The organism is Shewanella sp. HL-SH4, from assembly GCF_051164845.1.
In the GTDB taxonomy this organism is placed as follows: domain Bacteria; phylum Pseudomonadota; class Gammaproteobacteria; order Enterobacterales; family Shewanellaceae; genus Shewanella; species Shewanella glacialimarina.
This window is the reverse complement of sequence record NZ_CP195036.1, coordinates 21,251-34,039: the sequence shown is the minus strand read 5'-3', so window position 1 is coordinate 34,039 and position 12,789 is coordinate 21,251. Positions and strand designations below refer to the sequence as shown.

Sequence of the window (12,789 nt, the reverse complement as noted above, 5' to 3'; positions counted from 1 at the left end):
GGACAATCTATGTATCAGAATGCTTTCTATATACTTGGTGGAAAAGACTTTTGTTTTAAGGATAATTCATCACTTAACACCGTTTTTGGACAAAAACGTTTTAGTGTTAATATACTAAAACGTTAATTTGAGATTAGAAAAAGTATCTTGAACCTCGAATTTTACACCTATTTTAAACAAGGCTATTTCTTTAGGTATTTCTGAAGCTTTCGCTTCATAAGGTTTGGTGTGACTTTTTCATGGTGGTAGACATATATTAAACTAACTCCATTCTCTTTACATAATCGAGCTTTACGGGTATCACGTTCCAAGTTCTTTTCGTAAGCATCTTGACCACCAAAAAATTCAACTGAATCAGTATGCTGTTTTCCTTGATACTCTATCGCTAATCGTAGTTCTGGTAGGTATACATCAAACCTTTGCTTACCAAGCCAAGTTGGTGAAGCTTCTCGAAGAATCCGTTGCTCGATCATTAAATCCTTGGTGAATAAGAAAACTTTGTTCTCATTTACCCACTTTTGTCTGCCAAGTGCTTGTTCAAGATTATCACAAATCCAACTCCAACCAGATTCGTGCTTCTTTCGTTCAGCAAACGCTTCATAGGAATAATGCAACGAGGGAGAAGGTTCTCCATATCGAATTATGCTTTCTTCAATACCTTTTTCTTTAATTACGCACAAATGACAAATGTCTTTTAATCTAGGCAAGCTTACTAACTCTGAAAGCATGAATCGTTCACTGTGGTAACTATCACGGTTAGAAGCTTTTTTAGAGTCAGAAAGTAACTCTTCATGAAACCCTTCCGTGCATGAACACAAATACCTTTTACCGTCACTTTGGTTTACAAACGTCATTTCATTGTGAGCACAACCAAACAAGTCATACTCACATAGGTACAAACCTTCAGGTGACAATGTTTCCTCTAACAAAGAAAGGCAGTTGATTGAAAGCTTACTTTTGACGTCTAGTCGTGGCAATTGAACACGTAGATCTGAATAGGTGTAGTTAATTTGCTTTTTTAGCTTTTTTGCAAAATTTGGTTCAAAAATTTGATTATCGAAGCAATTAAAAACTGGTGCATATTCTAATACGCCATCTTCGAAATTTCTCTTTACTTTTATAGTTATAGATAGATTCAAAGTAAGTTCAAAGTCTTCAATAGAAGCCAGAGAGTGCCCATATAGAAGTGACGTTTTATTTTCAATGGAGCATTCAGCATCAATCAACAAATTATTGAGAACCCTACCATCACCACTCACTTGATTAGAAAGGCACTTTTTAAACGAGTACAATAAGCAGTCGGTAAATGAAGCATATGTTTTTTTCTCTAAACTGTTAGCTATTTCATTTTCTAGGCTTTGCTGGCTTAACGTTATGTTTATCACGAACTGCTCCATAGCTAAGATCGTACTGGTACGTTTCTGGATATAGTAGCTAACCGAAGTCAGTAGAAGTCAAGGTTGGCTGTATATTTTTACACCTTCACTGAGAATGAATTTAACCGCCTCTAATGCAGCCATCTTCCCTGTCTCTTTTACTCCACCTTGCAAGATATCTCCAACAGGCTTCTTCTGTGTCAAAGAGTCAGGCATCAAACTTAATGCTTCAAGGCCTTTAGGAGACAGCCTGATCCCAGTCGCATTCATGGTGGCACGTTGAGAGTGAACAGGAAACCTAGTCCAGAGATAGTCAGCCTGATACAGCCAACTCATGGTATCTCGGCAGATACCCTCAAGAATGACGAAATTTTCTTGATAGTCCGATTTGTCATAGTATTGGGATACTTGATGAGCAATCTGTCTATAGTCAAAGTCCGTTTCATTAGGAAAATTTTTATAGCACTGACCTAATATCTCGGAGACCGTCAGATTGAACATATCGATATTTTTCAAGATTATCTCGCAACTCTTATTCGACAGTCTGCACTATAGTTTCATTATGAAAACTAAGTCAAATAACACGTAATGTTTTGATATAAACGATCGGTGCTAGCACGGAATGGGGCAGAAATGAGTTTGGCAACATCGCCTCTGTTAGATTCCAATCAGCAAAGAAAGCACTACCTCTATAAGAATAATGCTTTAGTTCAGTTAACCCTTACAACCGCAGATATTAATCATTAAGATAGATGTTACACTCTCAATGATACATAACAAACTTTATTATCAAAAAGATGAAATTTGTCCTCTGATAATTTATCAAACTATTACGTCATTACCGTTCATGGCAACCTTAATTTTTTATCAAACTGTATTATTGTCGTACACTTGATTGGCGTTGGTTGCAAAAATGTGTTTGATCTTAGGTGCCCATAGAAATTGAATTAAAACTCATGTGAAATGCAGACCGTTGTTACTATTCAACAATGGTCTGCTTATTGGATGCTACAGCGTAATAGTATTGAATTTTCTTGATGATAAAGCGTCTTTTAAATCGACAGTAGCTAGGGGCTGATCACCGAACTCAGCTAATCGAATAACTTTAAACTTTGCTTTTTGATTGATTTGCTTATCTGGATAAATAAACATTAAGTTAAATTCTTCACTATTATCGAGAGTAAAACGTCCATCAGCCCCTACACTAGAAACATAATCTAGATTTTCAAGTAGTAGGTTATTTTGGTAGAAGTGTGAGTATGTATCAATAGTAAAATATTGTTCGTTAACAACACCTTCCAGCAATTTATCCTCAGAGGGAAGTTCTGCTTCAGCACGCTCAAGAATTTCCTTGGCGATTTTTACATCATACTCAAGCCCAGCCATCTTGCTCTTATCTACTCTGTTATACCGATTATGAAGCTCAGCTATATCAGTGTGAACTTTGTAGTACTGATTGTATTGTGGCCAAAGCTCACTTTTCTTGAGAGAATATTCCTGTGCTTTATTAAGCACTTGCTTAATAGCGATTAGCTGTGCTTCTTTAAGTAGATTTTCTTCATGTGGTTGTCCCAGGTTCGCCCACTTACTGAATAGTATGCTAGTACACGTGATCTGGGTATTTTCTGCAGTTAACACAGGATCAGAATAGTGTTTTAATTTTAGCATGCTACCCGACGTAGCATTATCAATTTCCCTGCAACTTTTACCCTTCAATATCTCTTGGAATTTATAAGAATAAGTCTCATATTTTCTGTCACTATTCAACCGTCCAGCAATACCATCAATCGTAGTTTCGGTACTAATACCAACATCAGATAACGTGCCTATCGCATCTGCTTTAGCGAGTTGAAATTCTTTATTAAATGCTTCTATCGACTCTTGTATAGCAGCTCTATCAGCTTCAGCCTTGTCTAGAGCTTCTTTCTACTCAGTGTGAGTAGGCATGAAAGCGGTTAATTCGACATTAGCTTTATCCAACCTGACTTTTGCATCATCAACCTGCTTTTTAAAGCTAGATACATACTGGGATTTTGCATATTCAAGATCAAAAGGTTTATAACCATCTATGATTTTTTCTAATTCCATTTCATCAAGTATGTCATTTAATGCTTCTAATTTTTTAGTTTGATCCGTTAGGTTAGAAGCTGCATCAAGTTTTGCAACGAAACTTTCTTTATTTTCGGCCCAATCTTTCAATGCCGATTGATTTAGAGTGTAAATGTCAATTTTAGCTGCGCTCAAAAATCGTATTGACTCATTATCCAATTTACCTAGTTCTGGACCTTGCGAGCAACCCTGAGCCAAAAGTAAGATGGCCATTGCAGTTGAAACCTTAAACATACTCATTTATCTATCCTTAGTGTATTAACAATATAACCACAATATTATTTCATCCATTATCAAAACTAGGTTAATTTAGCATACCCAATTTCGAAACGTTAATTTAATTCAAATAGAAATTAATTGGTAAAATACTAATGTAGTAACAAGCAAATGAATAAGCTCGACAGTGAGTTAACTGTTTACTGATAAAAATTTGACCTGCGCAATATTCAAGCGCATAATTCAAATATTGACAGTATGAGGTAATTAGTTTGAGCAATAGAGTAACCCTTAATTCATATATCTTGGTTAATCACTTAAATTTAGTTGAAGCTTTGAGAGAGTTGGCTAATTTTGTTTGTGAGAATGCATTGCTAATTCATATGTACCAACTACCTAACTTAGCTGTTGGTGCTGAAGATGAGCATCCTAAAGTAATTGAGATAAATCAAGTCTTGAATGGTGTAGATCAACAATCAAAGCGATTTTTAAAACAGTCCATCACACAGATAGAAATCCAAGCATTTGAAGAAAATACGTATCTTGCAAAACGTTACCCTGGTGTCGTTGTATTACCTCAACATTTAAAACAATCTTTTAGCCTGTTGAATGATGCAGTAAACAAACTTAGATCAGATTTTTATGATTCAGTTAAAGTAGGGTTCAATAATCGACAGTCAGTACACGAAAACCTACACGAATTACTGCCTAATATTGTTCTACTAAGTGCGACTAGGAACGTAAGGTATCTGGAGTGTGATGCTGATGAAGTGTCGTCTGTTAATTTTTATTGGTTGATAAAAAAAATGGTTTCTCACGTAAAGCATGATGTTGCTGAGAAAATCATTAACGATGGCGTTAATAAAATTCGCAATAGCGACTGTTTTGGTCTAACTCGTGATGAGTTGATTGAGAGACGGGAAAAAGAACTGGAATTAATTTCAAGAGTGCCTAGGTCATCCAAGATAGTAGAGGTCCGTTATGCAAGAGTACAGCCATTTATTGATGTTTGGACAAGGAATGAAGATGACTCCCGGAATAGGCGAACATTAGGTGTAAATGCCAGTTTACCTATTATTGTGTTCAGGCAACCTAACAAGATATATCCATTAAAAGACTATTATTACAAAGCGCCAAAACCAATCGACTTACCAACGTTGATTAGCCGTAAAAATTGGTTTGTAAAGTAAGGAGTTTCATATGATTTGTTCACTAATATGCGCCGTGGGCCTAACCGTTTTCGTCTCAGCAGACCAGGGGTACGAATTTCCAAAAGGTGTTACAGTTCGTCAATACAATCAGCTACGACAAGTTACTGAAATCCGGCACGCAAAAGTTTCTGTCACTGAGCAAGAAAAATTCATTGATTCATTGTACTTAGCTCAATTCAAGTTTATCAATCCTAACAATTACCTTCAGCTTTCAGAGGTTACAAAAAGTCAGATTACCCCTCTTAAAAATGGAATAAGAATTGAAAAATATGTTCTTATTGGGGATCAATTTTTCATGGACAGAAATGACTAATGACCTATTACCTTTTCTTGAGGAATCCTTTGTACCGGGCAACGATAATCTCGCTACTGTTGCCCTTTTTGGTTTTCGCATTAACGAGTGTAACGTCGTTTTCACTTTACTCTTTCTCGTTGCCTCTCAATTATTTGCTAATAAGCGCTGTACCCTTGTGGGGCATATTGATAAAAGTTAATGTTAATATTAGTGCTGATGAATTAAGTATCGTTCGGTCTTTTTTAGGTTTTAAATTTCATTACAAAAGCTATACTGTTTTAGCTAACGAACAGATAACCTGGAAAAGCTCCAAGACAAAAGAGAGTATACATACATTATATGTTGGAGAGCGATCTACTGGGTTAACGATTAATGCCTAACAAAACTGGTGTATACTAAATGTATGAGAAAAAAATTATGTTACCGAGAAGCGCAAATTTTAATTAAGAAACATCTTGTCACAAGCGCCTCAGAATATCGAGATTTTAGAAACTCGGACGAAGATTTAAAATCCAAATTACCATATCAACCAATGGTTTTTTATAAAGAGGATTGGAAAGGTTGGGATGACTTCACATCATTCAAAAACAAAGAATTAGACATAGATATACGGATGCTTCAGAAAATTGCAGAACAATTAAATATAAAAACTAAAGCGGACTACAATCAAGCTATTAAAGATAATTTAATCGGTTCGCCAATCTCTATTAGTAAAATCAAAGGTTTTTCAAATTGGTCTAATTTTTTTCATCAATCTGAATACATAAGTTTTGAGGATTTACTTATTTTTACTCGTTCATTATCCCTCAAATCCCAAATGGATTGGCGTGAATGGTGCAAAAACAATGAACGACCTAAAGATGTCCCTTTTAATTTAAGAAAAATTTACTACGATGACTTTACAAGAGTCTGCTTTGATCACAAATATAGTTTTTGGAAATTCATATTTGTAGGCTAAAGCCCTTTTGAAAAATCTCAAAAGGGCTTTTCAAGTTATCGCCCTCCTACATTGCCAAAGTTTGATGCAGAAAGTGGCCTATCATTTTGCTCCCCTTCACTTTCCGGAAGTAAATTCAGGGATTTTGCAACTTGATTAATGCCTTCCTCCATACGAGATTGAGTTGATTCGGAGATATATGGTTTTGCCGCATCATACATTTCACTAATTGCATTCAATTTTTCAGGGGTATCTATGTTACGAAGTGCATCATTATGCTGATTGCTTGCTTCCCATGAGTTCGTATTGGAGTAAGCATCATCCATGTTGCCTTTTAGGAGTGACTTAAACGCACTACTAACATCAGTATCAGGGTTTTGCTGTGCTCCCAGACCAGCCTGTCTCGCCATTATTGAATTATCTTTATCTGAATTGACGAAGTGATCCACACCCAAGGATTCACTTGGTTTAGCATCGTAAATTGTATCTAATTTGCTTTGGAGTTTTTCTTGTTCACTTTCTGGCAATAGTGGCATTATTCTAGATGCAATTGACTGAACATCATTTACTAATTCATTATTATAATCTGCTGTATTGCCGCCGGTACTTAATCCTCCATATGTCATATGAGAGCCTGCGGTACTATAGAACTGTCCTTGTCCTTTATCGCCTTGTAATAACTCTGATGACTCTCCACCATTAACGAGAGCGCGAACAAGATCTAATGCTTTTGTATTTTCTGTAGAATCGTTAAATTGATTATTCCCAGCAAAACCATTTAAGGTAGAAGTACCTTCCATTGCATTAAGAACAGCATTGGCTGGAGAGTTATCAGTTGTATTTATTGGGCTATTTTTTACGCCTTCGGAAATAGCTGTCCTGTGATCCGTAGGATTATTTTCATAACTACTTTCCCATTGTCCAAATTTTTCCAATTTTTCAACAGTATCCCTATCAAATGTTTGTCTCGCCATTTGAGTCGCTTCATTATTTTCGTCTAAAAATAGTCCTTTCATTTGGTCATTTTGTAACATGCCGACTAACTCTGCATTACCTTCCCTCGGCATGTCTTTCTGAATTCTATCGGTATTAATATCTCCTAGTTCATAATTATTAAGTGCGCCAAATGCTTTAGACATCTCAGGTGATAATGAATTCAAGGTGTTAAAATCGGATTCATTTTTAGGATCTAATTTTGACACCATATCATTAAATGCTATTTCTGCTTCGGGCTTTAATCCCTCAGCTGCTTTAGAAGCTATTCCGCTGACGAGTCCGAAAGCATGTTGAGCATTAGCATTACCTTCTATCACCTTATCTTTAGCCTCATCAACTTTTGCTGCCACATTAGAGCCTGGGCCAGTTGGTATGGCTATACCCATTTCTTTGGCATCCGAAGCAACGTCTGCACTCATATTAGAGCCATTATTAGCAACATCAGCCATGGAACCTTTCGTGTTATTTGCAGCATCTTCCCTAACGGCATTTGACTGGTCTTGAATATTAGTTGATTGAGCCTGCAATTCAGTTGAGGAAGGATGATTAATCGTTTTAATAGCATCATCAAAGTTGCCACCGATACGATCACTAGATTGCTGCATACTATCTAACTGATCACCACGTTGCTGATACAAATTAAATGCTTCTGCAGCTCCTGTAATGCCTTGCTCCTTCATCGCTTGGAAAATCCCTTGATTAATCTGGTTATCAGACTTTTCCTTATCGAAATCAACGCCACCCCCTTTGTTATAATCAATACCATCGTGCTCTTTGATTAAGTCTTTTAGTGCATTGCTTTTAGCCATGGCATATCCATCAACAGAGGTATTGTTTGATGAAGCAAGATAATCCGCTGTCTTTTTATCAAGAAACTCTTGTGCATTACCCGTTGTGTTATTACCTAATTGATATTGCTGATTTTGTAATTGCTCCCACAACGCAGGATTTGACGATTGCAAGAATTCTTGTATCGATTGGTTGCCCAAAGCCGATTGAAGTTGCGACATACCTATTTGAGTAGAATCAGACAGTTGGCTAGAACGGGATTGCATATCTGATATTGAAGCGCTTTGTTGCCTGAGCGCTTGTTCTTGCCTTGCCAATAACGCGCCTTCCGAGGCTTTTTCTTGAAATGCGCTAGAAGTAGAATCGGACCAACCCGTTGAAGCCATTTTCGTGTTTTGCAGGCTTGCGTTAATTTCTTTGGAATGACGTTGTGCGAGATCCATACTTTTCTGAAAAGATTGTTTTTCAGACTCAGAGGCTGAATCATCAATACCCAATGCTGCTTGCGCTTTACCACCAAGTTTCATTCCAGCAACTCCATTGCCGAAAGACAGTGCACCGCCGACTTCGCCTGACACAGTACCAGATGCAGCCACTTTTCTAGCTTGTGATATATCCATACCTGTCGCTTCTTTAATTGCCTGAGCTGCGGCTTCAACAGCACCTTCTTTTGAACCGATAGTATATTGATTACTTTCACCATTTTTGTAATCGTAACTACCGACATTGCCTGAGCTAAACATCTCCTCAACGGCTTTGCTTCTACTCGCAGCGACACTATCGGCTTTGCTTTGTAGTTGTTGTGCAGCCATTCCAGCACTGCTAGCGGAAGATGAGCCCACTGAAAATTGCCCTGATGAGGTTTGTGTTAATGAGTCTCCTCGGTTATGACTTCCAGTATTGTTTTGATATACACTATTTTGGTTACCGTAGTCAGTTTTTCCGTTATTAACCGTTGCGCCCGTATCAGGTGCAAATCTTTCGGCTTTAATATTGGGATCTTGCATTGATTTAGATGCTAATCCTTGCATAGCGTGAACACCCTTATACATCACGAAAATACAGATAGCTGGAATAAAGGTATAGAGCATCCCGCCCATTGAGATATAAGAGTTTGCCGTCGTAAACTGAGAATCAATTGAGTTTAGACTGAACTGGCTAGTACCTGCGGCAACACCTTCCGTAAATCTTCCCGTCATGGCCATCGCCATAAATCCATTCACTAGCACTAACATCACGGCCCACATATTAACAAACACCCACACCATGAAATATTGACCTACAGCTAATAACCCCTGACCTGAAAACGCTAATGTCACACCAATGAACGGTGTGATAAAAACACACAATGCCTCAAAGAATGACTGCATAATTTCAGCATTTTCCATCCAATATTCTTTCTTTTGGGCATTTACAAAATGGCGTTGATTGACAGTATCAAACATGCCCTTGGCGACTTGGTTTCCATAATCAGAGTTATTGAAATTATCCGCAAATTTACTTTTCAAAAACATGACTTTTGCTAAATCCAAAGAAGATTCAGCTTCTGGAATGGTACCATTTGGAACTTGCTGCGCGATAAATTTATCGACTTCAGACAGTTTGAGTCCTTGACTGATCGACGACTTATCTAGCGCAAGATTGAAGTGTGCAGAATTAACCGCAGTTGTTAGTTGCGTATGAGCCTCGATACAAGAAGCCATAATGCCATCGGTAAATGTTGGGTTGGTACTCAAGTAATATTTTGTTTCAAGCGCTAGATTAGTCGTCTTTATAAGACCAACAAGTTCTTTGGGTTTGGCATTAGCTAATTTTTCTAATGGGTCATTTTTATTCGATGAAATTAATTCAGACGTGATGTAGCAGTCATTTAGGTATTGGCTCAACGTTTTGCAAATATTGTAAGTCTTTTTCACTGCCAGCAATCGGTACGCATGCCGGTTGGAAATCTGCCGTAGCAAGGCCAACAAAATGCTGAATAGGCGAAAATGCAGTCCATGTATTCGCAACACCAACAACGGAAAACGCTTGTGCAAACTGATCTGCAATGACGGTAATCGTGCCTGTAATGAGCCAGCCGCTTAACGCAGGTAAAAGAGGTACATTACTGATATTTTGATAGCTATTATCGCGCTTAGAAATTACCGTAACATCCACTAATGAATTGGGTCCTAGCAATCCAAGGACAACAACAATCGAAATAATAAAACTTTTTGCTGGAAACGGTGATTTATCTTGATCAATAGCCCATTTGAACATGCCAGCCATTAACCCTAAAATTAAGGCAATTCCAAATAAAACATAGATATCATTCTGAGACCACATACGGGATAAGCCTTTGAATATTTCTATTAAAAACTCAGGGTTGCCCATTGAATATACTTCAAATCCTGTCATAGCTACCTCTACTTCTTATTGCTAACGCTTTGCATAACTAAATACTGAGAAAACTCTTTGAAAACTTTATCAATCTCTCTATCCAACTGACCAGCGGTTAAGTCCTGGTAGTCTTTGTGAAAGTTATCAAGGTTTCTAAGCACTTCTTGTATGCCAAGGATTGGGATTTGGTTAGTTTGGTTTGCGGCTTTTAAAGCAATTAGTGATTCACGGTTTTTGGTATAAAAATCCACTTCAAGATAATCCATCATTACTTTTGTCATCGTCAGAGATTTTAGGTTGACATACTGCTCACGCGTATTAGCAGTAAACCCGAGCTTTTTCATCGTTGCCAACATGTCATTACCCAAAAAATAATTTAATAACTTTTGGTTTTGAGTTAATGCTACATTGCCTTTGACAGTTGTATCCCACAGTTCAGCAATGTCCTTTCTAAGCTTAGGTAATAATCGGGTTACATCTATTGAACTTTCGCTCGGAGTGATACATGTAGTCGCACTTTCACACTTGTAATATTTAAATGAGTAATCATCGAGACTGTTAACTTGCTCTAAATCGATAAACAAATTTACAAAAGCTAATGCACCTTTAGGCGCTAGTGGTTTAAGACATGTTTTCTCGCCATCACGCGGCGATTCCGCGCAATCAGGAGTCGTTGTATTGGTAATGTGCGAACCGATTAAAGTCTGTGCCAATTCGTTGGGACGCATAGAAAGAAATGAACCGAAAAAGTCACCTTGAGCATTGGACTTCTTCAAAGCATCCATGGTCACGTTTGAGTCAACGTTAATTCCTGCCTTTGTTGCTTTTTCTGAAATACCTGAGACCGAATTGAACGCAGTTTCGGTGTAATCTGCGTAATCACCCAACTTAGTGCTAATGGAATTTAAAGCTTGATTTAGACTTTCAGATTCTAATGCTCCCGTAGTGTTCGGATTACCAGCAAGTTGTTTCGCTACATTCTGGCCCATAGCACAACTATCACGTGTAAATTTGTTCATCTCATTTATCAATTTCATGATATTTTCTTTAATTTGCCCTGCGCTTGGAGAAATAGCGTTTAATGCTAAATCGAAGGCATATGTTGCTGCGCCCTGCATCACGCCCCTAGCAACCTGAGACAATTCATCGCCACTAATAAAACTAAAACTTCCCGCAAACATATCGATGCTGCCGCACTTATCTACCTGAAAATTGGGCATCCTCGCAGACAAAACGTTTATGTTACTGTCAATACTCGGGCGGTAACTAAAAGAACCAAATGAAGCACCGTAACGGCCACTACCCTGCTGCGAAAAATTTGGCGGTGTTGCGTTGTACATATCGTTAAAGACATTTTCCATGCTTGAGTGTGCAGGCGAAGACGCCATCAACAGAAGAATTAAACTGGCTAGTTTGGTTTTTTTTATCATCGTTGAGTCCTTTTAAACGGTGTGCCTATCGGTGAGCTTGATAAGTCGATTTTTTGTTCTAGCAGGTCACGTAACACGCTTGGATCGTTTATTTCCGATGCTTTAATCGCAATATTTCCATTGTCGAGTGTGTTCGTACCTTTAATGCTTTTTACAGATTGATAATCATCAGCATTAATCCAATCCATTGCATAAGCATTTTCAAAAATACTGACTTGCATTTTTGGCAGAGAAACCGAACCCTGATTGAGTAATTTGAAATGCGTTGCATCATTGGAGACTAAGTAAGTAGTGGGCGTTACCTGAATATTGAAATCGCTAGCGACCTTGCCGTTATAGTCAAAAACAATTTTATCTTCTGGGATGCCTGGAATAACACCGCCATCGAGTGAGATATAAAGAATATCAATTCCGCTACGACTCAAAGAATTCATAACAGGCAACTGTTTGATACAATAGGGGCATGTACTTGAATAGAAAAACCACAAACCACCATTGTTGCTCACTTTTTCAAGGACTGGTTTTGCTTGTTGATGGGTATCAAGTTTAAACTGATTTAGCATAAAACTTTCTGTCGGACGTCTATGATCTTCGGATAAAAAGTTACCTTCTTTGCGAAAGTAATCTTGCGTGTTAGCGGCAAACTTAGATGACATATCGAGCATCACACGTTGAGCAGAATAAAACGCGCCTAGATTTTCTGACGTTGGATTGTTAATTGCTCTCATTTGCAAAATAGGCAAATTTTCTTTTAACCATTCCGCATTAATTTCAACCATTTGTTCTTGCGACTCAGGTTGATCTTTTGCAGTGTCTGGATCAACAACCGGCTTTAATTCTTCTACCGGTTCTTCGATTTCAGGTTCAGTCTCGTACCAAAACCAGCCCTTTTCTCTAGTTTTGTAAAAAGTATCGTCACTTGACCAAACCGACGTTGATAATAAAGTCGCTAAAACAATTAAGCTGCTAGTTCTCAAAATTTTCATACACCTCTCCCAAATGCCTTTGGCAGTTTAAAGGGTGTAAATGGTAATTACTTAAAATAGCGTGT

Annotated in this window: 11 protein-coding genes; 3 read left to right on the top strand and 8 right to left on the bottom strand. The window is 37.7% G+C overall.

What is annotated here, in order from left to right:
• Positions 1-182 precede the first annotated feature (182 nt).
• The 4 genes from ACRWQL_RS00150 to ACRWQL_RS00135 all read right to left on the bottom strand — a co-directional run bounded on the left by ACRWQL_RS00150 (position 183) and on the right by ACRWQL_RS00135 (position 3,725).
• The gene (locus tag ACRWQL_RS00150) at positions 183-1,385 is read right to left on the bottom strand and encodes a hypothetical protein (RefSeq protein ID WP_434949736.1); all 1,203 of its coding nucleotides are present in this window, start codon (positions 1,383-1,385) and stop codon (positions 183-185) included.
• 69 nt (positions 1,386-1,454) lie between these two features.
• Positions 1,455-1,892, bottom strand: a complete 438-nt coding sequence (locus ACRWQL_RS00145) for a hypothetical protein (RefSeq protein WP_434949734.1) — start codon at positions 1,890-1,892, stop codon at positions 1,455-1,457.
• 492 nt (positions 1,893-2,384) lie between these two features.
• Positions 2,385-3,044, bottom strand: a complete 660-nt coding sequence (locus ACRWQL_RS00140; RefSeq protein ID WP_434949732.1) for a hypothetical protein — start codon at positions 3,042-3,044, stop codon at positions 2,385-2,387.
• Positions 3,045-3,302: 258 nt separating this feature from the next.
• Positions 3,303-3,725, bottom strand: coding sequence for a hypothetical protein (locus ACRWQL_RS00135; protein WP_434949730.1), 423 nt, complete (start codon positions 3,723-3,725; stop codon positions 3,303-3,305).
• 248 nt (positions 3,726-3,973) lie between these two features.
• Between ACRWQL_RS00135 and ACRWQL_RS00130 the strand changes: the two genes are divergently transcribed.
• The 3 genes from ACRWQL_RS00130 to ACRWQL_RS00120 all read left to right on the top strand — a co-directional run bounded on the left by ACRWQL_RS00130 (position 3,974) and on the right by ACRWQL_RS00120 (position 6,165).
• Positions 3,974-4,891, top strand: coding sequence for a DNA replication terminus site-binding protein (locus tag ACRWQL_RS00130; protein WP_434949728.1), 918 nt, complete (start codon positions 3,974-3,976; stop codon positions 4,889-4,891).
• Positions 4,892-4,901: 10 nt separating this feature from the next.
• Positions 4,902-5,225, top strand: coding sequence for a hypothetical protein (locus ACRWQL_RS00125; RefSeq protein WP_434949726.1), 324 nt, complete (start codon positions 4,902-4,904; stop codon positions 5,223-5,225).
• Between the two features lie 385 nt (positions 5,226-5,610).
• Complete coding sequence (locus tag ACRWQL_RS00120) at positions 5,611-6,165, top strand: hypothetical protein (protein ID WP_434949725.1); 555 nt, start codon at positions 5,611-5,613, stop codon at positions 6,163-6,165.
• 35 nt (positions 6,166-6,200) lie between these two features.
• On the opposite strand, the gene ACRWQL_RS00115 is transcribed toward ACRWQL_RS00120, so the two are convergent.
• The 4 genes from ACRWQL_RS00115 to traF are packed head-to-tail and all read right to left on the bottom strand — an operon-like array spanning position 6,201 to position 12,724.
• Positions 6,201-9,845: a conjugal transfer protein TraG N-terminal domain-containing protein gene (locus tag ACRWQL_RS00115; RefSeq protein ID WP_434949723.1), complete on the bottom strand. Its 3,645-nt coding sequence runs from the start codon at positions 9,843-9,845 to the stop codon at positions 6,201-6,203.
• Positions 9,796-10,326 (bottom strand): conjugal transfer protein TraG N-terminal domain-containing protein, encoded by a 531-nt coding sequence (locus ACRWQL_RS00110; protein WP_434949721.1) that lies wholly within the window; start codon positions 10,324-10,326, stop codon positions 9,796-9,798. The genes ACRWQL_RS00115 and ACRWQL_RS00110 overlap by 50 nt, the downstream gene beginning before the upstream one ends.
• Before the next feature lie 8 nt (positions 10,327-10,334).
• A complete protein-coding gene (locus ACRWQL_RS00105) occupies positions 10,335-11,738 on the bottom strand; it encodes a conjugal transfer protein TraH (protein ID WP_434949719.1) in 1,404 nt (467 codons plus the stop codon).
• Positions 11,735-12,724, bottom strand: coding sequence for a conjugal transfer protein TraF (traF, locus tag ACRWQL_RS00100; protein ID WP_434949717.1), 990 nt, complete (start codon positions 12,722-12,724; stop codon positions 11,735-11,737). Before traF ends, ACRWQL_RS00105 begins: the two co-directional genes overlap by 4 nt.
• Between the last annotated feature and the right edge of the window lie 65 nt (positions 12,725-12,789).